The sequence below is a fragment of the Balneolaceae bacterium genome (genome assembly GCA_034521495.1).
Lineage (GTDB): Bacteria > Bacteroidota > Rhodothermia > Balneolales > Balneolaceae > Rhodohalobacter.
This window is the reverse complement of record JAXHMK010000002.1, coordinates 1-23,430: the sequence shown is the minus strand read 5'-3', so window position 1 is coordinate 23,430 and position 23,430 is coordinate 1. Positions and strand designations below refer to the sequence as shown.

The 23,430-nt window shown below is 41.5% G+C and carries 18 protein-coding genes; 13 read left to right on the top strand and 5 right to left on the bottom strand.

The window, feature by feature from the left end; all coding sequences use genetic code 11:
* Nucleotides 1–137: 137 nt before the first annotated feature.
* Nucleotides 138–1,049, top strand: a complete 912-nt coding sequence (xerD, locus tag U5K72_00240) for a site-specific tyrosine recombinase XerD (protein MDZ7717236.1) — start codon at nt 138–140, stop codon at nt 1,047–1,049.
* A 22-nt stretch (nt 1,050–1,071) separates the two neighbouring features.
* Here xerD and U5K72_00235 read toward each other — a convergent pair whose 3' ends face one another.
* Nucleotides 1,072–1,359 carry a hypothetical protein gene (locus tag U5K72_00235; protein ID MDZ7717235.1) on the bottom strand — a complete coding sequence of 96 codons (288 nt, stop codon included), beginning with the start codon at nt 1,357–1,359 and terminating at the stop codon, nt 1,072–1,074.
* Between the two features lie 131 nt (nt 1,360–1,490).
* Here U5K72_00235 and xseA point away from each other — a divergent pair, with 131 nt between their 5' ends.
* From xseA to U5K72_00185, 10 genes are all read left to right on the top strand, one after another.
* Complete coding sequence (xseA, locus tag U5K72_00230) at nt 1,491–2,822, top strand: exodeoxyribonuclease VII large subunit (GenBank protein MDZ7717234.1); 1,332 nt, start codon at nt 1,491–1,493, stop codon at nt 2,820–2,822.
* Nucleotides 2,823–3,227: 405 nt separating this feature from the next.
* Complete coding sequence (locus tag U5K72_00225) at nt 3,228–4,652, top strand: PAS domain S-box protein (protein MDZ7717233.1); 1,425 nt, start codon at nt 3,228–3,230, stop codon at nt 4,650–4,652.
* A 25-nt stretch (nt 4,653–4,677) separates the two neighbouring features.
* Nucleotides 4,678–5,334 carry a response regulator transcription factor gene (locus U5K72_00220; GenBank protein ID MDZ7717232.1) on the top strand — a complete coding sequence of 219 codons (657 nt, stop codon included), beginning with the start codon at nt 4,678–4,680 and terminating at the stop codon, nt 5,332–5,334.
* A 583-nt stretch (nt 5,335–5,917) separates the two neighbouring features.
* A complete protein-coding gene (locus U5K72_00215; GenBank protein ID MDZ7717231.1) occupies nt 5,918–6,517 on the top strand; it encodes a YceI family protein in 600 nt (199 codons plus the stop codon).
* A gap of 73 nt (nt 6,518–6,590) precedes the next feature.
* Complete coding sequence (locus U5K72_00210; GenBank protein MDZ7717230.1) at nt 6,591–7,166, top strand: YceI family protein; 576 nt, start codon at nt 6,591–6,593, stop codon at nt 7,164–7,166.
* A gap of 7 nt (nt 7,167–7,173) precedes the next feature.
* Entirely contained in the window at nt 7,174–7,839 is a 666-nt protein-coding gene (locus tag U5K72_00205; GenBank protein MDZ7717229.1) for a hypothetical protein, read from the top strand.
* Nucleotides 7,840–9,285: 1,446 nt separating this feature from the next.
* A complete protein-coding gene (locus U5K72_00200; GenBank protein MDZ7717228.1) occupies nt 9,286–9,846 on the top strand; it encodes an RNA polymerase sigma-70 factor in 561 nt (186 codons plus the stop codon).
* 4 nt (nt 9,847–9,850) lie between these two features.
* Nucleotides 9,851–10,831 (top strand): FecR domain-containing protein, encoded by a 981-nt coding sequence (locus U5K72_00195; GenBank protein MDZ7717227.1) that lies wholly within the window; start codon nt 9,851–9,853, stop codon nt 10,829–10,831.
* A 31-nt stretch (nt 10,832–10,862) separates the two neighbouring features.
* Nucleotides 10,863–13,637, top strand: coding sequence for a TonB-dependent receptor (locus tag U5K72_00190; protein MDZ7717226.1), 2,775 nt, complete (start codon nt 10,863–10,865; stop codon nt 13,635–13,637).
* Nucleotides 13,638–14,072: 435 nt separating this feature from the next.
* Nucleotides 14,073–15,800 carry a fasciclin domain-containing protein gene (locus U5K72_00185; GenBank protein ID MDZ7717225.1) on the top strand — a complete coding sequence of 576 codons (1,728 nt, stop codon included), beginning with the start codon at nt 14,073–14,075 and terminating at the stop codon, nt 15,798–15,800.
* 411 nt (nt 15,801–16,211) lie between these two features.
* Here the strand turns inward: U5K72_00185 and U5K72_00180 are convergent, their stop codons facing one another.
* Nucleotides 16,212–16,658 carry an OsmC family protein gene (locus U5K72_00180; GenBank protein MDZ7717224.1) on the bottom strand — a complete coding sequence of 149 codons (447 nt, stop codon included), beginning with the start codon at nt 16,656–16,658 and terminating at the stop codon, nt 16,212–16,214.
* 633 nt (nt 16,659–17,291) lie between these two features.
* On the opposite strand from U5K72_00180, the gene U5K72_00175 reads away from it, so the two are divergent.
* Nucleotides 17,292–18,107, top strand: a complete 816-nt coding sequence (locus tag U5K72_00175; protein ID MDZ7717223.1) for a UDP-2,3-diacylglucosamine diphosphatase — start codon at nt 17,292–17,294, stop codon at nt 18,105–18,107.
* On the top strand, nt 18,104–19,174 hold the full coding sequence (locus U5K72_00170) for a glycosyltransferase family protein (protein MDZ7717222.1): 1,071 nt from the start codon (nt 18,104–18,106) through the stop codon (nt 19,172–19,174). The genes U5K72_00175 and U5K72_00170 overlap by 4 nt, the downstream gene beginning before the upstream one ends.
* Here U5K72_00170 and U5K72_00165 read toward each other — a convergent pair.
* From U5K72_00165 to U5K72_00155, 3 genes are all read right to left on the bottom strand, one after another.
* On the bottom strand, nt 19,164–19,685 hold the full coding sequence (locus U5K72_00165) for a DinB family protein (protein MDZ7717221.1): 522 nt from the start codon (nt 19,683–19,685) through the stop codon (nt 19,164–19,166). The genes U5K72_00170 and U5K72_00165 overlap by 11 nt on opposite strands.
* A gap of 178 nt (nt 19,686–19,863) precedes the next feature.
* Nucleotides 19,864–21,909 carry a pitrilysin family protein gene (locus U5K72_00160; GenBank protein ID MDZ7717220.1) on the bottom strand — a complete coding sequence of 682 codons (2,046 nt, stop codon included), beginning with the start codon at nt 21,907–21,909 and terminating at the stop codon, nt 19,864–19,866.
* A gap of 70 nt (nt 21,910–21,979) precedes the next feature.
* Nucleotides 21,980–23,430 (bottom strand): pitrilysin family protein (locus tag U5K72_00155; GenBank protein ID MDZ7717219.1); only part of this gene is annotated, 1,451 nt, incomplete at its 5' end.

Sequence of the window (23,430 nt, the reverse complement as noted above, 5' to 3'; positions counted from 1 at the left end):
TTGATAAAGGTTCTTCTGCATTATTGTTAGTTGGGTGAATAACGATTAACAAATAGCAAATAATCAATATCTTGCACGTATTTATATTTCATTTTTCTATACTTTTTTTGTGATTATAACAATAAATTCACCGGGTTATGAAGGCGTTTGAACGCGAACTCAAACAGTATCTTCAGTTCATTAAACTTGAAAAAGGCCTTTCCGAAAACTCCGTTATCTCCTATCAGAACGACCTGAACCGATACCTGGAGTTTCTTGTAGAAGAGTTGAAGATTCGCGATCTGGGTGGGGTTACCCATTCGCACATCGAGCAATACCTGGATCTTCTCACAGATTTAGGATTAGCAGTGAGCACCATTGCCCGGAATATCTCCAGCATTCGGAGTTTCCATGAATTTGCGCTGGTTGAAAAGCTGGCTGAAGCCAATCCCGCGGAACTGATCGACCTCCCCCAAAAAGCCCAAAAACTGCCTGAAGTATTAGATGCCCATGAAATTGAACGAATTATCGATGCTGCCGACCGCACAACTTCCGCCGGTATTCGGGATGCTGCCATTCTTGAAACCCTTTACGCCAGCGGCATGCGCGTAAGTGAACTCACCAATCTTGAAATGAACCGATTGTTTTTTGAGATCGGTTTTATCCGGGTAATAGGAAAGGGAAATAAGGAACGTCTTGTGCCCATCGGAGAGATAGCACAGCAGGCGATTGAGCATTATATAGAAACAGCTCGGCAGGAGTTCCTGAGTGATAAAAATCCCGAGAAAAGTGAAAACAAGCTTTTCCTGAATCAACGCGGCGGACCGTTGAGCCGGATGAGCATTTGGAATATCGTGAACAAGTATGCCGACAAAGCGGAGATTAAAAAGAATGTATATCCTCATATTTTCCGCCACTCCTTTGCCACACACTTGCTGGAAGGCGGTGCCGATCTAAGGGCCGTCCAGGAGATGCTCGGGCATACCTCAATTATCACAACCGAAATTTACACGCACGTAGACCGCTCCCTGCTTCACCAGGTTCATAAGCAGTTCCATCCCCGGGCCTGATTCAGGTTTCAGGTTTCAGGTTTTAGGTAAAAAATAACTCATCATTCACCTCCTGTACCATCCGCCAGGTAAAGGTTTGAGTATCCATAACCAAGTGAAAATAGCGCTGTTCGTCAGTGCGTACCACGTAGTGATATTGATACCCCTTCCCTACCCGTTCGCGGTGCACTTTTCGAATCTGTGCGATCTTATGCTTGGCTCCCTGCCGTGTTTCAAACCGGTACGGCGTGACGTGATGAGGGATATCGGGATTTTTAAATCCACGCATAATATTGAGCACATTGATCGGGGGAAATTTATTGTCATCCATAAGCGTAATGTTTAATGCTTTTATAGATTACACATGTTTTACACATATATCAAGAGGAATGGAAAATTTTTCACTGCTGCCGATGCAATTCTCCATTGGACATTGAATTCTGAAACAGTGATTTTTGAGCTATGAATAATCAAATTCCTTTCGCATTTGACGTGCCGACCGTCTCGGAGTTAACCAACCAAATTAAAACCCTGCTGGAAAATAATTTCAGGGATATTTTGGTTGAAGGTGAAATCAGTAATGTAAATCAAAGCCGAAATGGCCACTACTATTTTACAGTAAAAGATGATGATGCTCAGCTTCCCTGCGTAATTTGGCGAAGCAGAGCAGCCCGTATGGATGTGGAAATAAAAGATGGTCAGCAGGTGGTTTTGGGAGGAGATATCCAGGTGTATCCGCCGCATGGGCGTTATCAACTCATTGTATCGCTCGTGCAGCAGGCTGGTATCGGGAGGCTACAAAAGAAATTCGAAGAGTTAAAAAAGAAACTTCAGGATGAAGGGCTGTTTGATGATGCCGTCAAGAAACCACTTCCGCCATTTCCATTCCGGTTTGGAGTCATCACCTCCTCTACCGGAGCCGCATTTCACGACATTCAATCTACTTTTCAGCAGCGCTGGCCGGTGGCTACGTTGTATTTGCATCATGCCAGCGTTCAGGGATTGCAGGCGGCAGGTGAGTTGGTGAAAGCCATTGAATATTTCGACCGCCAGGAAGATCCCGTGGATATCATCATCATGGGTCGCGGCGGCGGCTCACTGGAAGATCTCTGGCCATTTAATGAAGAAGCGGTTGCACGCGCTATTTTTAACTGTTCCATTCCCGTAGTGAGTGCGGTTGGGCACGAGGTGGATTTTAGCATTTCAGATTTTGTGGCTGACGCCCGTGCTGCAACTCCCACACAGGCCGTTACTATTTCAACCCCGGATATAAACGAGTTGCGGTTCCAGGTTGAAGATGATGTAAAAAATCTCGAATCAGTTATCAAACAGAAATTCCAGTATTACCGGGATTATGTGGATCGGCTGGCCCATTCGCATGCTCTATTGGTTGTTCAGGAAAAACTCACCATTCAACGCAACAGTGTGGAACGTTTATCGGAAAAAGTTCGTAACCGATTCAGACAGATGATAACTGACCACCAATCCAACCTTCAGCATCTCAGCAATCAGCTTGAACAGCAAAATCCGGACTTTTTAATCCGGGAGTATGTAAACAGGATCGAGTCACTTCGGGAGAAGCTTCAGAACAGATCAACAATAATTCAATCGAAAAAAGAAGCCCGGTATAAGGAACTGTTTTCAAAGCTGCGTGAGATCAACCCGAAGGCACCGCTGGAACGTGGATTTTCGCGAATTCTTCAGGATGGTACATGGGTACGTGCCAAATCGTCTCTTAAATCGGATAAAAGTTTGGAAATTGAATGGAAAGATGGCACCGTTCATATACCCTGAAAACCGTTTCCACACTTTAAATGACGTGGAATGTTCCCGTTATTTTTATATGTTTTGTATCTGCAAAATTCTGCTGTAGTAACAGAGCCCCCTCGATAAACTTTTAAACAACACTGCCATCCCTGAATGAATGTATAGGATCTAATTGTTTATGATTTGAGTTTGTTTTTCGAAATAGATCCAATCACTATGAAAATAACAAGCATATATCTTATAGAAGGCTTTGCAAAACTCTGACCGTCATCCTGAACTTGATTCAGGATCTCCAGATACAGGCTATAAAGACGAATGGAGAATCTGAATCGAGTTCAGATTGACCAATAACCACGGTTTTGCAAAGCTCTCTTATAAATAGGCAGATATTTGTTAGATTCTGAATGTCATAAAAAATTGAAATATTCTCCGATGAACACACTGGTTACAGGATTTAATAAAGAGGTTCGAAACCTATTGGTTAATGCACTGGAGAGGCGATACCACGAAATAACTGTTTCAGAACCTACCAATGAGGCTTTAGAAACTCTTAAAAAGAATAATATCTCACTGATTATTATCAGTGACTATTCAGACGATGTCATTCAATTCTGCAAATTGGTACGAGCGCGGGAATATGGGCGTAAATACACTATTTTTGCTGTAATAACTCAAGATCAGACCGATCTTCTTCCCAAATTAATCGATGCAGATATTGATCAGTATATCATAGAATCTCTTTACGATGAACAACGGCTGGATGTACGGCTTGCATTTGCCGAAAAAATGGCACGTAATAAAGAGGGGCAATTTCTCATCGAACAGAAACTTCGTGAAAGTGAGGCCCGTGCCCGAAGCATTCTAAAAACAACGGTAGATGCAATTATTACGATTAACGACCATGGCTTAATACGCACATTTAACCAGGCGGCCGAAGAGCTTTTTCAGTACAAAAGCTCTGAAGTAATTGGGGAGAACGTAAAAATGCTGATGCCGCAACCCTATCGGCGTGAGCACGATGATTATATAAACAACTACCATGAAACCGGTGTTCGAAAAATAATTGGAATAGGCCGGGAAGTTACGGGTAAAAGAAAAGATGGTTCAACATTCCCGATGTATCTTGCCGTAAGTGAGGTTAACGTAAATGATCAGCGGCTCTATACGGGAATTATTCGCGATATCTCCGAGCAGCGCAGGCTCGAACAGGAAGTACTTCGGGTAAGTGAACATGAACGCCACCGTATTGGTCAGGATCTGCACGACGGCCTCGGGCAAATGCTGACCGGGATTACACTTATCAATAAAAACATAGCCGCTACACTGAAAGAGGAAGACCACCCCCTTGCAGAAGATGTAGATGAAATAACAGATTTGCTGAAAGAAGCTGATGAATATGCCAGGGGGCTATCCAGAAACCTGGTACCGGTTGAGCTTGACAGCAGCGGATTAGTGGCAGCACTGCAGCGTTTAGCCTCGAATGCAGAACGACTGTTTAATATTGAGTGTGAGTTAAAGAATACCCTGAACATTCAATTTGATGACCCCACCAGCCTCACACATCTCTTTAGGATTGTACAGGAGGCTACCAGCAATGCCGTAAAACATGGAAATGCCTCGAAGGTACAGGTTGATATGCAGTCTGATGATACCAAGCTTACAATTAAAATTGAGGATAATGGAACCGGGTTTGCACCCGATTGGGATCAACACAAGGGGCTTGGCGTTCGAATCATGAAATTCCGGGCTCGGCTGATCGGTGCTAATCTCGACATTGCAAACAGTAGTCTTGGCGGAGCTGCCATTATTGTAACTCTTTTATCCGTGGGTTCATCATATAAAATCTTATCTTCTTAACGATCTATAAACTGAATAAAAAACCATGGCTGATAACAAACAGATTTACATTGTCGATGACCACCCACTTATGAGAAAAGGCCTGGCGATGACCATTGACAAAGAGATGGGTTTTGAAGTATGCGGCCAGGCCGAAAGTGCAGAAGAGGGATTAACCGAAATTATCAAATTAAAACCGGATGTTGCGGTGGTTGATATTTCGCTTCCCGGTATGAACGGTATTGAGCTGATTAAAAATGTACTGCATCAGATGCCGGATCTGAAAATATTGGTTGTATCCCGCCACGATGAAGAGCTGTATGCCGAACGTGCTATCCGTGCCGGAGCAAAAGGATACCTGATGAAGCTGGAAGCCGCAGAAGTTATGATCACTGCCATTCGGCAAATTCTGAAGGGAGGTATTTACCTGAGTGACAGTATTGGCACAAAATTGATTATGAAAATGGCTTCAGGAAATTCAGCAAAAAGCGACAATCCACTTGATCTGCTCAGCGACCGTGAATTGGAAGTTTTTGAATTGACCGGAAAGGGACTATCCACAAGAGATATTGGTGAAAAACTACACATCTCAGTAAAAACAGTGGAATCTCATCGGGCTAACATCAAAGACAAACTACAAGTAGATACTGCAAACGAATTGATGCGCCACGCTGTTAAATGGGTAGAGGAATCCGCCAATTAACAGCATTATCTTTTTAATGAACTACCTCGGGGCAGAGCCCACGAGGTATCAACTTATAATCCAAATTTTTTTAACAATTTATGCACTTATTGTGAAGTGTCCCCCTTCGAAGGGGGCAATGGGGGATGATCAATCTCCCCTTGAGGGGAGTACGGCTTTAGCCGGGAGGGGTGTAATGCTTCAGAACCAAGACTTGGTCAATTCAAAACTCAGAACATCATCCCCCAGCTCACTCCGTTCGCTTCCCCCTTCGAAGGGGGACTTTTATCTTTTTTCTGACCCAGAGGATCGGGGAATTAAACCACCTTTGATTGACTATTCGTCACTTATTATCTCACTTCTTACTTACGTCTTTTAGGGGAAATCCCTACTGCCATAGGGGATGCCCTTAGTACCTAATCAGATTAAGTCCCCTTATTCTTATTTCTCTTTCTCCCCATATTTATTCCATGATTAATAAACAAAAGACAGCCCTGAATTTGACGGAATTAGTATTGAAACCGTTGTAAGTTTCTAAATAACATTAAATAAACCCCAAAACAGGACTGCTAAAAGACAGTCCTGTTTTTAAAAAATAACAACTATGACTACTCAAAAAATTATATCCCTTTTAGCAGTACTCCTCCTCACAGCAGGTGTGTCTATAGGACAGGATGTTCAGCTTAATATCCAGGACTCACCAAACATGCATTTGTATGGGGAAGCCAACATTAAATCCTGGGATGCAGCTATAAATCAAGTCGATGGTACGCTGACTTTGCAAAACATTGAAAATTTAACCGCAGAAAGTTTAACAGCGGACGCATTTCAAAACCTATCTCTGACAATACCTGTTGAAAAAATTGAAGCTGAATCAGATGGATTGACCAAAAATCTCCACAAATACCTAAAAGAAGATGACTATCCCAACATTACTTTTGAATTGAATAACGTTACAGATATAACAGAACAACAGGATGGTTCTCTATTGGTTACAGCTTCGGGTGTAATAACAGCCGCAGGAACTGAAAATCCGGTTGATATGCAAGTAACTGCAAACCTGATTGATGATGGCATCCAATTTACGGGAAAAAAAGAACTGCTCATGACGGACTTTGGAATTGATCCTCCTACCGCAGTTTTTGGTACAATTCGTTCCAGAGACGAAATTAGAATAGAATTTGACGTATCTTTCAGTAAGTAGTTAACAGAAAGCAATGAAAAACTTCCTCTCCATATCATTATTAAAAAGCTTATTTCTTATCAGTTTCATACTGATGAGTACAGGGGAAGTTTTTTCATTTCAATCCACGTTTGTTCCTATTAACGAGAGTAGGCTTTGGATTCAGGGGAGTTCAAATGTCAATCAGTTTGAGTGTTATGCAGAAAACTACTCGGGTGAAGCAACTGTGCCCAATGAGGTGGAAGAGACACCATCTGTTATTAATGCATCCAGCGAACTGCTTCTCTTAAAAATTGATATTGAGGTGGATAGCTTTGAATGTGGAAAACAGAGTATGAATAAGGACCTGCAAAAAGCATTACAGGCCGAAAAATTCCCTGAAATTACCTTTCTCTATCAAAATACAACCCTCTTAAGTGAGCCTCAGAACAGGAATGACGGATTCGAGTTAAGAGTTCATGGATTGTTAACCGTAGCCGGTACAACCAAGGAGATTTACTTTAATACAGAGGCATACTATATAAATCAACAGCGTGTTCGTGCAGTCGGGAAAACTACTATTAACATGACTGATTTTGGCGTTGAACCGCCAACAGCTTTAATGGGATTGATCAGGGCAAATGAGGAACTTACCGTAAACTTTGATCTGATTGCCGAGCCGCAAAATTAGCAGAGAGATGTTAAAAAAATGGATTGATGAGATACGGGCAAAATCGAATCTCTATAAAACAGAGTGCTGGAAGTATCATTTGTCGGGCAATGTAATTGAACTTTCCATTTTGCCTGCTTACTTGAAACAAAATGAATCCTACCGATGCTCAGTTATTGCTGTAGGACAGGTTTTAAATGCACTTTCTAAAAAAATTGAAAAAGGGCATCTGAACTTTCATATTCAAAGTTTTCCAAATCTCGAGAGTCCCGAAATTGTAGCTGCAATCCGAACGGGAGAGAAAAATGAATTTACCGGCAATTCTACCTGGAAAAAAGTGATAGATAGCGATGACCAGGATGCAATTTCAATGATTTACAAATATGCAGAACGCTACCAGCTTGATGTTCAGAAAGCTGATAATTTATCACAAGCAGACCCCAACAAGGAGATACCATTTGAGGACTACCCAACATGGTTAGCTCTCTATTCCAGGTTCAACAATCCGTTTACCTGGCTGAATATTGGGTACTTGAAAGAGTGTCTGCGGTATGATTTTTCGAACTCATCGAAATCTGAACAACTTCGTATTATCGATTTTTGTTCAATAAACACTAAGCAATATCCTAACCTTAAAGTCCCCGAAAACAAGTTTATCCAATCTCTGATTGGTATACGATCGATGAATATGTAGTCACTTCATTCCAGTAATGAACTACCTCATGGCAGAGCCCACGAGGTATCAACTTGAAAACCATAATTTTCTTAAATGTACTGTAGCGAACTAATTTCCTATTGATATTGTATCTGTCATTGGAAAAGATGAATATCATTTATAAAATAGTTTATCAACCTTATCGTTTACCTTGTTCATTTTGTCTTGAAACAAAAGAACCAAAAATTCAAGGCGGTGAAAGAATTGGCGGCGGTCACTGAATCTCTGCTACCTTTTATCAATGGTCCGCCTCGTTTATAGCTCGTTAAATTAGTTCAGAGCCGGTATGATAAAAGGTCCCCGCAGATCTTCAGGCTTCCTCAATCCGCCAATTCTTTCGAGGCCGGAGTTGTTCTTACCCTAAAATAAGTCAACTCTAAAACGGCGATAAATGGATGTTGAAATAACTATAATTCTTCTTTCAAAAGCTTATTGTAGATCTATTTTTAAAATATTAAACGGATATTTTTAGAAAATATACGTAACAGCTTTAAGTCAAGAATTACCAACCTTTTACATAGCCTAAATTGGCTATATTTAAAATTACATGGGTAATGTCAGCTTCGAAGGTATCGTGTGGACACAAGTTTATCTTTAAGACATTTACCGGAATCAATGATCAATAGTTATCAGGAGATCCCTCCACTGCAACCCCGACAGAAAAATCGCAGTCGGGGTTTTCGGTCGGGATGACAATGGCGTGGTGGGTATCGGCGGCGGGCAGTACATGACGTTTTTTCCAAACACGGCCCTTTATGCCCGCCGCTTCCTCACCCCTTGTTGTGTCATCCCGACTAAGAGAGCGGAGCGAACGCATGGAGGGATCTCATAGATATAGGCTTATTATGCCTGCACGGCTTCACAAGGATCTTGGTATATAATTGAATAATGTAGAAGATGTGTCCACACGATAGCCTTCGAAGGGGGCAATGGGGGATGATCATTTATGCTTCAGAACCAACATAAATTCCAAAGGGATCCGCCTAACAGCTGAAAGGATCTACTTGTTTCTATTGCAAATTTGTATCTACACAATGGAACTCTTTGGAGTGTATCTCTGTAAGAATCCTTTGGACATACCAAAAAATTATAGAGCATCAAACAAATAAATCACACAAAAAATAGTGTAACTCAACAAATGCTAATGGGCTGTAAATCGTTATAATCAAGCGAATTTTAAAATCTACTTCTAAATTCAAAAAGACTTACCTACTATTATTTTAAAGAAGGCTTTGCAAAACCGTGGGTATGCGTCAATCTGAACTTGATTCAGATTCTCCATTCGTCTTTATAGCCAGTATCAGGAGATCCTGAATCAAGTTCAGGATGACGGTCAGAGTTTTGCAAAGCCTTCTTAAATTTAAAAGTCTATTAGTCATAACCAACTTTTAATGTGTTTAATAATTGAGTGTAAACATTCCCAAAATGCCTTCTGAAATTTTTTTAAAATTAACAAATAGATTAATTGATTCAGATGAAAAGGCATTTGATCAACTTTTTCGCCACTTATATGCACCATTAGTGAAATTTTCACATAAATACACGAAAGACAGATCGGCCGCAAGCGACATTGTACAACAGGCGTTTATAAATGTGTGGCAAATTCGGGAGGAGTTATCCCCGAACCAGTCCATTAAAACATATATGTTCAGAACAGTTCGAAATTTATCTCTGAATTATATTCGCGACAGATCGCGTATCACAACCGGGCTTGAAACTGAAAATCTTGAGTCTGATGAAATACCATTCTATGGTGAATCAAGCAGCTTACATGAAAATAAACAGCTTCATTTGGTGAAGAAGTGGATTAGCAAGCTGCCGGACAGACAACGGGAAACGTTGAAAATGAGCAGGTTCGAAGGATTGAGCCACGAAGAAATTGCAGAAGTTCTGGATATATCAAAAAGAACTGTAAACAATCATATTGTACATGCAATGAAAAAATTGAAGCAATATCATGATGAATATACACAAATGAATATGTGATTTTATGAGTAAAGACCCATCAGATTACCCACAAAATGAAAAAGAAGTATTGCAAAAGCTATTTGAAGAATTATCCGATGAAGATCTGGATTTTGAAAAGCTGAGTACTGATTCCAACCGTTCTGAATCAAATGAAATTACAGTAACAAATTTCGAAACAGAACATGTACTCGATTCTTTAAAAAGCAAACTTGGCCATGCAAAAGATGAGGCACCGGCAGACAAACAACATGAGGCCAGTGACAAATCAAATGTATGGCGAAATTTTAGATATTATCTGGCTGCGGCAGTCATATTAATTGCCACGGGAATCGGCTACATGGTTGTGCCGGTCACCCATTCTGTACCCTACGGTGAAACAGCTACAATTCAGCTCCCTGACGGAAGCAATATAGTAATGAACAGTGGCACGGAAATTCAATACAATCGCCTATTTGGGAAAACGAACAGGCATTTACAATTCAATGGCGAAGCTTTTTTCGAGGTAGAACCTTCAGATAATGTATTTATTGTTGAGGCTAATGGAGCTGTTGTGGAAGTTACAGGAACTGAATTTAATGTACGTTCGTGGCGCAATGATCCAGGTTCTGCCGCCCAAGTTACAGTTGCATCCGGCACGGTACGCTTCTATCCGGCTGCAAACAAGTCAGCAGGTGTAGAATTAACTCAGGGTCTTTCCAGCAGATGGTATCCCGATGACCGCAGCCCCACAGATCCCGATGAGGTTGACTTAGATGATGTAACTGCGTGGAAGGAAAATAACCTCTCATTTATCGGCCAGCCACTGCGTTTAATTTTTAATGAAATCGAAAGAAAATTTAATGTAAATATTGAAATACAAGATGAAAAAACCGGTAACGAAGTACTGACAACTTTCTATACCGGTCCTCAAAATGCAGAAACATTACTGGATGATATTACAACGGTGAAGGGCTTGAATTACAGAGAGACAGCAAATGGGTATATCGTCTTCAACGAAAATTAAACCAATACACGGAAAATCTGTTTGCAGCTTAATGACCAAAGCATGCACATTTGCGATTGTGTTTTTGATGGTTGGATTTTTCCATCAGCCCAACCTGAATGCACAGAATTCTGATTCCGACAGATATACTTTCGAATTTTCAGGAATTGAATTGTTTGATGCATTAAAAACAATTGCAAATTCAACTGAAGCTGATATCGTATTTGATCCGGCCATACTCGAGGATTTCTACATATACGAGCGAATAAAAAATAAGACTATTGAGCAGATTTTAACTACAGTGCTCAACGGAAGTGGCTTAGATTATCTTGTACTCTCATCCGGCACTTATGTAATCATACGAACCACAAAACGGATGCCTGAATATGGTACATTTGCCGGCAAAATTTTTGACGCACAAACAGGCGAAGTACTTCCCGGAGCTACCGTAATGCTGGCAGACGCCAGTGGCGGAACAAGCAGCAATCATAATGGCTATTTCAGTTTGGGCAAATTAAAAACAGGTACTTATGATATTATTTTCTCCTACACAGGTTATCGGCCTGTAAAAAAATCTGTCACAATTTCATCTGACGAAGATCCTCCGGAACAGATAGCCCTTCGTTCAAAAAGAGTAGATATTTCACCAATAGTGGTTTCCGCACATCAACCGCTGATGCCCATCAATCATAGCAATGAACTTACCAGTCAGATGCAGACTGATTGGGAAGCCGGAAGTTTATCAAATGATGCTATACGTGCGCTAAATCTTTTTAGTGGTGTGCAATACGGCTTGCCAATGACGGATGTACACCTACAGGGCGGCCAAAACAGCGATCACAGAATGTTCCTGGATGGTGTTCCCGTCTATAATCCATACAGCTTCGGACAGCTTTACAGCGCATTTAGCCCGTATGCACTGGGCCGGATATCTGTTGAGAAAACAGGCTTCGGGGCATCCTCAGGCAGTCATATTGCCGGAAAAATAAACCTGACCCATGATCTGAGTAACAGGAGAGAAGAGCAGGGAACTATTCAGGCAGATCCGGTAAATACGAATGCCCGGTTTACCATTGGCAGTGAAAATTCAGCATTTCGCTTGATGGGTGCTCTGAGATTGAGCTTTTGGAACCAGTTTCAATTTCCGGCCTTATCCAATACCATACAGGAATGGGATTCTGTTGATCCATTAACCTACAACATTCTTGTAAATGCAAACGAAGACACTCCTCTGTTTCAATCCGCCGCCAATCAAACAGATATACGTTATCACGATTTACACCTGGCGGGAACCTACGAAATAGATGATTACCGTGACTTCTCTTTTTCGGTATATCAAGGGAGAAATTTTGTTGAGACAGATCTGCTCGCCTCCGGTATGCAAAATCCCGAACAGCACCGGATGTTTGCCACAGACACCTACGACTGGAACAACCTGATTTCACAAATTCAGTATAACTGGATAGCGACTCCCCGTTTGGATATCCAGGCGAAATTGAGTTACAGTTCCAACCGGCTCCATCATCAATATTCCATGTTTGACAGAGATCAGATTGTGGCAATCACCGGAAATAGTGTCGGATCACCCGATGAAGAATTACGTTTGTTGTCAGAAAGAATAGATGAAGCCGGTTCACAAACCGACAGAAATGAGATCCGGCACCTGACACTGAAAAGTGATCTCAGCTATTCATTTTCTCCAAATTTCTCGCTTACAGGTGGTATCAAAATGGATAAAGTAGAGTCGTTTTTTGACCTGGAAGGACTTTTTTACCTGCCATCTGTGAATCAACAAAACAGTTATATCTACAGCAGTTACGTTGATGCGGAATGGAGGCCTGCTCAAAATTTTAGGTTAACCGGGGGATCACGATTTACCATGTTTGGATCTGGCGGAGAGATTTATACTGAACCGAGAGCAGCTATTCAGTACGACCGATCAAACACATCTATTGGATATTGGTCCTTAAGGCTTTCCGGAGGCGTTTACAGGCAGTTCATCAACAGATTTGATATAACAAATGTAGGCCCAAGCTCCCTGGTCCCCTCCTTTTCGATATGGTCTCACAACAATGCGATACAACAACCCCTATCGTACAATGCAAATGTAGATTTACTGGTTGAGCCGACTGATAGAACTTCTTTCAGAGTTGAAGGCTATGTAAAAAAGCAGCCTTCAGCTTATATCACTTCATACAACAATCTGATACTGAACAATGAATCAGAACGTACCGGTTTCAAGTCGTTTGCAGAACTCACAGACATGAATATCTACGGAGGCGGGTTCAGGTATCATCAGGCTCTGCTGAATTCGGATCTTCAGCTACTGCTTGGGTACGACCTTAGTATTTCCAGGGTAAATTACAAAACACAGTTTGGAAGAGTGTTACCTGCACCGTGGAATGAGCCTCATCGGATCCAGGCGCGGGTGCTTGGCAGACTCACGCCAGGTTTATCAGTAATTGCCAAATGGCAGAGTACTTTCGGGCGCACATGGGGATTCAGGCAGGCCTATTACGATTTTCTTGTACTCCACAATTTCAACTCGGCCGGCAGCCGTGATTTTTTGACACCCGAAAATGACCGCCTAAAACCCTTTCACCAACTCGATCTTGCATTTGTATATCAGGTATCGGCCTATGGAATGAACACTGAGATTCGGTTGGACCTTATCAATCTTCTGAACCGTCAAAATGTTATTGATCAAACGTTGGTTCCCACACGGCCAGAATTATCAACTTCTCAAATTTCAGAAAGAGAGTTTGAAGTCAGGGAGAGAACCATGCCGGGTTTTACGCCATCCATTAGTGTTCAGATCGGATTTTAATCCAGACTACTGAACAATTTATAGTTTAAGCAGCGGATTTTAGAATACCCACTGTGGTTTTTTAAAAAACTACCCTTTGGCTTTCCATGGAAGCTTTCACGCTTATTCCACATCTATTTCCCGTTATCATTATCTCATTGAGCAAATGCAGGATTATCCTATATACTGTCCTGACCTTTCAAAGTTAGATGCGTTTAGCTGATCTAACGTGCCGTTACCTACAATTTTAAGCGTCTGCAGTATGCTGCGCTAAAGTCTTTTGCTTACCAACAAATGTCCTGCTAACGGAGCATACGTATTAACTTTCGTAAAAATTACCACAAAAGTTGATCTAATTTTTTTTGAATGATTATTAGTCACCTCGGAATTCTCTCGTGTTAGTAGGGCAGACCAATCATGGTAAACTAACAACTAATTAAAAAGGTAACTGTTCCAATGAAAAATCTTTTAAATCCTAAATTAATATTTATCGCCTTGTTATCACTTGGCTTGCTTTTTATGAAGGCCTGCAGTGATGACGATAACGTAACCTCAAACGAACCAGAACCCGAACCTGAAGAAACACTCGCGGATGTACTAACAAACGATGACAGCTACAGCACACTGGTTTCACTTGTACCCGACAATTTGCTTTCTGACTTACAAAATGAGGAGCTTACCGTATTTGCTCCAACGAACGCGGCATTTGAAGCGATTCCTTCCGATGTGCTTAATAGCTTAACAGAAGACCAGGTAGAATTAATAATTACCTATCATCTCGTGGCCGGTACCACACTGTCCGGAGACATACCATCGCAAACAGATGTTGAGACCGTTCAGGGTGAGTTACTACTGCTGCAGTCTAATAACGGAGTGTTTGTAAACGGAGATACTGAAGTGGTTGCACCCGATTTAACCGCTGATAATGGCGTAGTACACGGTATAGACCAGGTATTGCTGCCATCAGATATCAGAAAAGCACTTGGTGAAACCAATATTATTGATGTTGCAGAGGAAGCCGGTGGTTTTGAAACACTGCTTGGCGCGGTAGAATCTACAGGATTAAAAACCACCCTTCAGTTCCTTGAACCGTTTACCGTTTTTGCACCTAACGACGACGCATTTGCCGCTCTGCCTGAAGGAACGTTAGAAAGCCTTACAGCCGATCAGTTAACACAAATCCTTACCTACCATGCACTCGATAGCGAAGTATTTGCCGGTGATCTCGAATCTCAACAAGCTCCTGCTTCTCTAAATGGCGAAGAACTCTATATTTCTGCGGATGACGGGTCTGTCACTATCAATGGAAATAGCAATGTAGTTGCAGCAGATATTGAAGCAACAAACGGTGTGATTCATGTAGTAGATAGCGTTCTGTTACCTGACGCATTCGGTACAGTTGTTGATAATGCAATCAAGCGTTTTGATTTCAATACACTTGTGAATGCTGTTGTTGATGCAGATCTTGCAGATGCACTTCAAGCGGAAGGCCCATTTACAGTTTTTGCTCCAACGGATGATGCAATTGCTGAACTTCCGGACGGACTTTTAGCAAGCCTTTCGATGGAAGATCTTCAGGAAGTACTTCTCTATCATGTAATTGGTGCAGATATTAAATCCGGAGATCTTGAGGAACAACAGTCGCCGAATGCCCTTAGCGAAGAAGCTCTCTATATAACAGCAGGCGATGGCGTGACCGTGAACGGGAGTTCCAGTGTGATAGCTGCGGATGTTGATGCTTCAAACGGAACCATTCATGCAATAGACCAGGTATTATTACCAAATAAATTTCTGAACGTTGTTGAAATTGCACAGAAAAACTATGATCTAACCACTTTGGTGAATTTGGTTGTTGATGCCGACTTAGCCGGCACTCTTTCAGGTGATGGCCCCTTCACAATCTTTGCACCTGTAAACAGTGCATTTGATGAAATTTCGGATACTCTTGAAGGATTGTCTGAAGAAGAGGTCTCGGATGTCCTCACCTATCACGTAATTCCGGATCTTATTAAGAGTGGCGACATTCCAGAAGGAACTACCGAAATAGGTACGGTTAATGGCGCTGAGGTTACGATTGTAAATGACAGTGGCTCAGTTACTGTAAATGGCGAAAGCGTAATTACAGTAGACCTCGAGGGTACCAATGGCGTAATACACCTGATTGATGGCGTATTAATTCCGTAAATGCTTTCGAAGTAGTACTATAACGCGTTTACCGGTTTCAAAGAATCAAGTATTCTGAATTAGAAATCTATCGGCTTGCTGTAATGGCAGGCCGATTTTATTTTCTGAAATGTCATCAAACTCGTGGTTTCTACCCTTCGGTTGTCCAGCTACAGTTTTTTGTTCAAATTTCTGTGGATAACCACAAAAAGTTGCGTTCACGTAAGACCTTTATTGTGAATGTCCTTTTCAATTGAAACGTATATCAGGCAGATAAAAAATATCTACTGTCATGTCAATTATCATTTGTCGGATATAGACCTGACAGCATTCCCGGTGCTTTTCCGGGTTTCTGTCAGCGTCAAAAATCAACGCTGTCAGATCCAGTGGGTGCTGACAGGTTGCTTCCGACATTTCATATTTGACTTAACACTACTTTCTTTCCACACTCGATGCGATCTCCACATCATTCAGCAATGTTTTATGAACAGGGCACTTTTTTGATATTTCCAGAAGCCGGTTCAACTGCTCCTCACTCAAATCTCCCTTCACGATCAAATCTTTTTCAATCTTATCAATCCTCGCTTTTGGATCATCACAATCCTCGCAATCTTCAGCGTGGGCTTTGTGATGCCGCATTTCAACGTAAATGTCCTCAACAGGCCACTCTTTTCTGTCAGCATACATCTTCAACGTAATGACAGTACACGCACCCAGCGACATTAAAAGATAATCGTATGGATCTGGCCCGGCATCTTTACCGCCAACATCTTCCGGTTCATCGGCAATAAGTTCGTGGGGACCAGCTGTCATTACCGTTTTATAATTCTCATCGCCCAAATGAAAATGAACAATTTTCTTTTTGTCTGATTCTGACATGATCTAATCCATTTTTTTAATTCCGATTTAAAACTTTGGTCAATAATACAATTAAATTTAGAATTGCTTGTAACAAATGATTCAAACAAATACCGCCGATAGTGTAGTAACCAGTAAATTAATATAGTGTCAGGATCAATAAATAAATTTAATAGCCCACCTGAGAAGAGGCCACAAAAGCACCAAAACACAAATAATTTTGTGATTTCGTGTTTTTGTGGCTACCTGATTGACTAAACTTTTTTAAAGATTGTAACACTAGCGAAAGTGTTAAGCAAAACGTCACTTTATCCAGTCTGGTTTTTGCCAGAAGCGGAGCTACCAGACGCAATGTTCCGAAGGAGGACCTTCGGAGCAAGTAGAAAAGTCATTGTGAGGAAGTGAAATGACCGCGGCAATCTACCTTTTGTTGTCAAGCCAGGAGATTGCTTCGCTATCCTCACAAAGATATAAACTCCCGACTGGCTCAAGTGTTAAGCGAAGCGTCACTTGTGCCCCGACTTACCGACTTCCAAATACCCGCTAAGGTATCATCCGAAATGATTTCTTAACAATCTGATCATTAAAAACTAACAATAGGCACATCTACAAATAATATTAGATGGTTTTATTACCCATAAACAATCATCTGTTATGGTAAAAAAACCGCTCGATATCGTTGTCTTGTCAGACATTCACCTGGGAACAGTAGGATGCCACGCCCTCGAACTTTTACAATATTTGAATTCCATTGATCCAAAAATCATAATCCTGAATGGTGATTTTGTAGATGTTTGGAATTTCAGAAAGTATTACTGGCCGGAATCGCACATGATGGTTTTGCGAACCATGCTGACCATGATGACCAACGGAACCGACATTTACTACCTCACCGGCAACCACGATGAAATTCTCAGAAAAGTATCCAGCCTGCAGCTCGGGCCATTGTTTATTCGGGACAAACTGGTTTTAGAGTTAAATGGTGAAAAGGTCTGGGTTTTCCACGGGGATATTTTTGACATCACCATGAAACACAGTAAATGGATTGCCAGAATTGGAGGAAAAGGCTACGATCTGCTCATTTTGTTGAATCGTGCCATTAATAAAATCACAGAAAAAACAGGTCGAGGTAAATTCTCTCTTTCTAAAAAAATAAAAGACAGTGTAAAAAAAGCTGTTCGTTTTATTGAAGATTTTGAAACAACTGCCATAGAACTGGCCATTGAACAGGGATACGATTATGTAATCTGTGGTCATATCCACCAACCCAAAATTCGGGGATACGAGAACGAAAAAGGTTCAGTAATATATATGAACTCCGGCGATTGGATTGAAAATCTTACCGCCCTGGAGTACGACGGAAATGAGTGGAGCATGTTCAAATTTAGAGAAGAAGATTTTGTTCAATCCGAACGTATAGAAAAATTAATCCGCTCTCACCGGCGAAATTCAGAGATTCTTATCAAATGAACATACTTTATGGAATCCAGGGAACCGGTCATGGTCACATTAGCCGGGCACGAGAAATCATACCCATATTATCTGAAAAAGCGAATGTAGATGTACTGGTAAGCGGCTATAACTGCAATATGAAACTTGAAAATATTGAAGTGATTCAAAAAAGAGGAATAAGCCTTTCGTATGATTCAGAAGGAAGTGTTTCTTATTTAAAAACAGCCCTCAATCTTAAGCCGATCACATTTGTCCGCGATATTAGTACTATGAATGCGCAAGATTACGATCTGATCATTTCAGATTTTGAACCGGTAACAGCCTGGGCTTCTCAACAGAAAAATGTGTTTTCGGTTGCGCTTAGTCATCAGGCTTCATTCATCTCGCCTAACTCTCCGCGCCCGGCTAAAAAATCTGTGATTGGAGAACAAATTCTAAAACATTTTGCACCCTGCTCAGCCCCAATTGGTTTTCATTTTAAGCGGTATGATTCGTACATACTTCCTCCTATTATTCGCCGCGATGTACGATCACTATCAACCAAAAACGGAGACCATGTAACTGTGTATCTTCCCGCTTTTGATCATCAACTATTACTTCGGAAGTTTCTGCATATTCCACGGGTTGAGTGGCATATTTTTTCGCCAAGCTGTAAAAACTCCTACTCTGTGATGAATGTGAGCATCAACCCGGTTGGAAATAAACCGTTTTTAGACAGTATGAAAACCAGTCTTGGGGTGATTACCGGAGCCGGATTTGAAACCTGTGCTGAGGCGATGTTTCTTGGCAAAAAGCTGTTGGTTATCCCCATCTCAAATCAATACGAACAATATTGCAATGCAGCGGCTTTACAACAAATGGGCGTTCAAACCATTCGGAAAATTGATGAGTCTTTTGTCAGTATCATAAAAAACTGGGTTGATCATACACCTGCGGTTCAGCTTTCCGAAATTGCCGATACCTCCAATTTGGTTGATCTTCTTCTTGAACTGGCAACAAATCATCACAAGGTATTCAAATTTGAAAATCTTCTTGAGAAAGAGAATTACAGATCCTATCTGCCGGTTTCAGAGATTATGCACTAATCCCTGGCAAATATTTTTCATTGATAATGTTCAGGTGATGAAGCTCATGGCCTGCAATTACATAGCCGGTAGCCCGAACTGTAAATTCAGATCCGCTGATGGTCCCCCGTCTCAGTAACTCTGCGTTGGTGAAATTTGAATAAAGAGCAATAGTAGAATTTCGGGTGGCTTCATATTGTTCTTGCAGATGATCAAGCGACTGATCGTTAAAGTTTACTTGGTTCATATACAGATCCTGGTCAAACCCCGGCAATGGTTTTGGCTCTCCCCTCGCAACGCATAAGGCCCGGTAGTTAAAAATTCTCTCCGTATCCGTAAGGTGGCCAAAAACCTGTTTTAAAGTCCACTTTCCCTTCTCGTACCGGAACAATGCATCTTCATCAGTTAATCCCAAAAACAGGTTTTTCATCTCTTGTGCATTCGAAAGAAGCTGATCTTTCAACGGTACGTTATTGCTGAGTTTTACATACCGTTCATAAAACTCGCCGTATTCGTTTTGTTCAATTTTCATAACCTTTTTTGGATTGATGGGTTTTGGAGTCATGAACATGTTAGTGACCTGTCAGAGTGCGATAGCTCCTGTCAGAGTCACGGTTAGCTATTTCTAAGAGAATTCTTTGGCACAACTCTGGCAGGAGCCGAAAAGCACGGCGCTCTGCCAGGTTGTTTGATTTAGTAATTAAAGTAAATTACTCAACGGAATGCGATGAAACATTTGTTACCGCATTTTGCTCTCCACCTGCATACGAAATGGTTTCATACGGCATCAAAACTCCATCGGATTCCCGCCAATCTGTTGATACTATCTTCACTTCCACCTGCTCTCCGGCTTGAGGGTCGAACTGGCGATACGTGCGAACAATTGGAAGTGATGTTTCTGGATCAAGATACAGGTGCAGTGTCGGCTCGGCTTCCACCCGTATATGAGCCAACTCCTGCCCTTCCATCTGTTCCATGCCCAGATATTCAACATTAAAATCATCTCTGTTTAGCGCAAGATAGATGTGATTGCGGTGGTACTCAGCCATCAACTGTTGTTTTTGAGCCGGCTGCATTGGCATTTCGTTGCCGCCCATACTCATTGAACCTTCTCCGTCCACAATCTGCATGGTTACCTGGCCCATTGGCATAGTCACATCAGCCACCAATTTATCTGTGTTGAAATTGATGGTTTGAACAAGGTCCAGATTCATCTCTCCCTGTGGAGTTTGAACAATATTTTCTGCTTCAAAAACCAGTTCACCATCTATCGGGCCATTCGGCAGTACTGCATTCGCCATATTGTTGAACCATTCACGGCCAGCCGCAGCATCCCCGGCAACCGATTCTTCCTCAGCTCCCGGTTCCGGAATGGTGATATCCACTTCATTCACTTCACCGTATTTTTGAAGCTGATCTCCAATCTCTTCTTCATTACCTATAACCAGTATTTCAAGCTGACCGGGATTCAGGTACTCCTGGGCAACCCGCTGTACGTCTTCAATCGTTGTCTCACGAACTTCATCCAGATATTTCTCAAAGGCATCTTCAGGCAATCCGCGAAATTCGTTCGACATTTGTTGGTTTAGAATCTCTTCGTAACTATCATACTCAAAAATGGCTGAGTTCAGAATGAGATCTTTAGTACTTCGAAGTTCCTCTTCCGAAATCGGTTCATTCTGTAATCGTTCAATCTGTTCTATGATGGCATCAATCGCTTCTGCAGTTGTTTCGCTTTTCGTCATCACTCCGGTGTAAAATATTCCCGGGTAAAATGTATTCATGCTGTACTGGCCAAACGCAGAGTATGCCAATCCCATCTCTGTTCGAACCACCTGCATCAACCGGCCGGAAAATGTACCTCCACTCAAAACATTATTCATCACCTGGATCTCTGCATAATCAGGATTATCCCTCAAACCGCCAATATGTCCTAAAAGAACAACACTTTGATTGACATCGGACTTATTTGCAAAGTTGATTGAACTCCCCCATTCATAGTTCGGGTCTGGAAAGTTTAGGGTTGTTTCTTCACCCGAGGGTATATTACTGAAAGCATTGTCCAGTTTTTTGCGCATTTCAGATGCATCAAAATCTCCAACAATACCAACCATCATGTTTTCTGCAACGAAATGATTGTTATGAAAATTGATAATATCATCACGCGTAATATTATTAACGGTTTCATATTCAACATTACGTCCATAAACCGAATCTTTTCCATATATCAAACGGCGGAATTCACGAAAAGCTACTTGCTGGGCATCATCATTTCTCCTCGAAATACTGGATTTCCTCTGCGTTTTTGCAAGTTCAATTTTATCCTCCGGAAATGCAGGATTTTTCAACAGATCGATAAATACGGATAGAAGTTCATCGAAATCTTCTTTCAGAACGTTCATACTTGCACTTCCCGAAGAAAATCCGATTCCCGTTTCCATACTTGCCGCCCTGTTTTCCAGCATCACATTCAACGAATCTGCAGGATGCTGTTCTGTTCCACCAGACCGAATTACTGTACCGGTAATGGATGCCAATCCCTCTTTCTCTGCAGGATCTAAAACACCGCCGGTTTTAATGATTACACTAAGATCGATCAGCGGCAGTTCTTTGTCTTCAAGCAGAAAGAATGTAATTCCATTATCAGACGTATATGTTTCAACTTCAGGAACCTGGAATTCATTGAGTTCGGGAAATTCCAGTTCATCATATGTTTTTTGTGCATGGAGTATGGAGTTCGTTAGAATAAACAACATGCATAAAAGGGCAACTCTTTTCATAAGTCCAGAGATATTTTCAATTAAAAAATTGTGGAATTGTTGATTATCAGTTCGCATCTGCAACCTCCTCATTCTCTTGGTTGACAATGGTTCCAACCGTAAGATTATCTTTTATAAAGTAGGTATTTGCTACTCGTTGCAGATCATCCAGGGTAACTTCGTTCAGTTCCTCTATATCTGTAAAAACCTTTCGCCAATCGCCTTGCTGCCCCTCTGCAATAGCAAAAGCTTGTGCTAAACCACTGTTTGAATCAAGTGACCGGACTAAATTGGCCCTGGCATTTGTCTTAGCCCGCTGGAGTTCCTGTTGGGTTAATTCTCCATTTTTTACTTTCTGAATCTCTTCATGGATTGCATTTTCAAGTGTATCTACTTCTACGTCTTGATTTGGCAAAGCATAGGTCAGAAACATGGTTTCGTACTTTGTGCCCGGAAATCCATTAAAAGCTTGCACCGTTAAAGCAAGTTGTTCTTCCTCTACCAATCTTTTATACAGGCGTGATGTACGTCCACTTGAAATAATGGATCCCAATATTTCAAGTGCTTTTGCATCCGGATGATCCTGTGCTACCGTATGATAACCCATCAGTAATATTGGCTGTGATTGACCTTGAATACTAAAACGCCGTTCACCTCTTTGCTCTGGCTCCTTAGTATAAACCGGCGGAGCTTCAGGTCCTTCTTTCAAATCACCAAAATACGTTTCTGCCATTTCGCGTACTTCATCTACATCCACATCTCCTGCAATGGAAATCGTAATATTACTGGGTACGTAGTAGGTATTATAGAACTCCCGGGCATCTTTTATAGTGGTTGCTGTAATATCAGAATTCCACCCAATAACCGGGCTGCCATATGGATGAGCTGTATAAGCTACGGCAAGAAATTCTTCAACAAGCCTTCCAAGAGGCTGCGATTCAACACTTGATCTGCGCTCTTCCCGTACCACCTCTTTTTCTTTATAAAACTCACGGAATACAGGATTTTTAAAACGAGCAGATTCCAGTGAGAACCATAATTCCATTCGATTTTCTGGCAGGCTGTAAAAATAAACTGTAAGATCTGCTCCGGTTCCGGCATTCATTCCGGTACCACCGTTTCTATCAATTATTTGAGAATATTCATTATTGACTACATATTGATCTGCCTCTTCCTGAAGTTCAGTAAACCGATTCCATAGTTCTTCTAACTTTACAGAATCAGGTGAAGGACTATACGATTCATGCAACCACTGCTGATATGTTTGATCCAGTTCCTCAATTACTTTTTTCTCTTCTTCCCAATTTGTAGTGCCAATGTAGTGCGTCCCTTTAAATGCCATATGTTCGAATATATGAGCCATTCCTGTATTACCGATGGGTTCGTTAACTCCCCCAACATCCACATGGGTTACAAAACTTACTACCGGGGCAACCGGCCGTTCTACTACAATAAATGTGAGACCATTATCGAGTGTGAACTCTGTGACTTTTTCTTCAAAGCTTTCGAGATCCTGGG

Coding starts and splice junctions, on each gene's coding strand:
- U5K72_00220 (MDZ7717232.1), top strand. CDS start 4,678: ATGGCTGATAACAAACAGATTTACATTGTCGATGACCACCCACTTATG.
- U5K72_00215 (MDZ7717231.1), top strand. CDS start 5,918: ATGACTACTCAAAAAATTATATCCCTTTTAGCAGTACTCCTCCTCACA.
- U5K72_00160 (MDZ7717220.1), bottom strand. CDS start 21,909: ATGTTGTTTATTCTAACGAACTCCATACTCCATGCACAAAAAACATAT.
- U5K72_00210 (MDZ7717230.1), top strand. CDS start 6,591: ATGAGTACAGGGGAAGTTTTTTCATTTCAATCCACGTTTGTTCCTATT.
- U5K72_00180 (MDZ7717224.1), bottom strand. CDS start 16,658: ATGTCAGAATCAGACAAAAAGAAAATTGTTCATTTTCATTTGGGCGAT.
- U5K72_00235 (MDZ7717235.1), bottom strand. CDS start 1,359: ATGGATGACAATAAATTTCCCCCGATCAATGTGCTCAATATTATGCGT.
- U5K72_00165 (MDZ7717221.1), bottom strand. CDS start 19,685: ATGAAAATTGAACAAAACGAATACGGCGAGTTTTATGAACGGTATGTA.
- U5K72_00195 (MDZ7717227.1), top strand. CDS start 9,851: ATGAGTAAAGACCCATCAGATTACCCACAAAATGAAAAAGAAGTATTG.
- U5K72_00225 (MDZ7717233.1), top strand. CDS start 3,228: ATGAACACACTGGTTACAGGATTTAATAAAGAGGTTCGAAACCTATTG.
- xseA (MDZ7717234.1), top strand. CDS start 1,491: ATGAATAATCAAATTCCTTTCGCATTTGACGTGCCGACCGTCTCGGAG.
- U5K72_00205 (MDZ7717229.1), top strand. CDS start 7,174: ATGTTAAAAAAATGGATTGATGAGATACGGGCAAAATCGAATCTCTAT.
- U5K72_00175 (MDZ7717223.1), top strand. CDS start 17,292: ATGGTAAAAAAACCGCTCGATATCGTTGTCTTGTCAGACATTCACCTG.
- U5K72_00185 (MDZ7717225.1), top strand. CDS start 14,073: ATGAAAAATCTTTTAAATCCTAAATTAATATTTATCGCCTTGTTATCA.
- U5K72_00170 (MDZ7717222.1), top strand. CDS start 18,104: ATGAACATACTTTATGGAATCCAGGGAACCGGTCATGGTCACATTAGC.
- xerD (MDZ7717236.1), top strand. CDS start 138: ATGAAGGCGTTTGAACGCGAACTCAAACAGTATCTTCAGTTCATTAAA.
- U5K72_00190 (MDZ7717226.1), top strand. CDS start 10,863: ATGACCAAAGCATGCACATTTGCGATTGTGTTTTTGATGGTTGGATTT.
- U5K72_00200 (MDZ7717228.1), top strand. CDS start 9,286: ATGCCTTCTGAAATTTTTTTAAAATTAACAAATAGATTAATTGATTCA.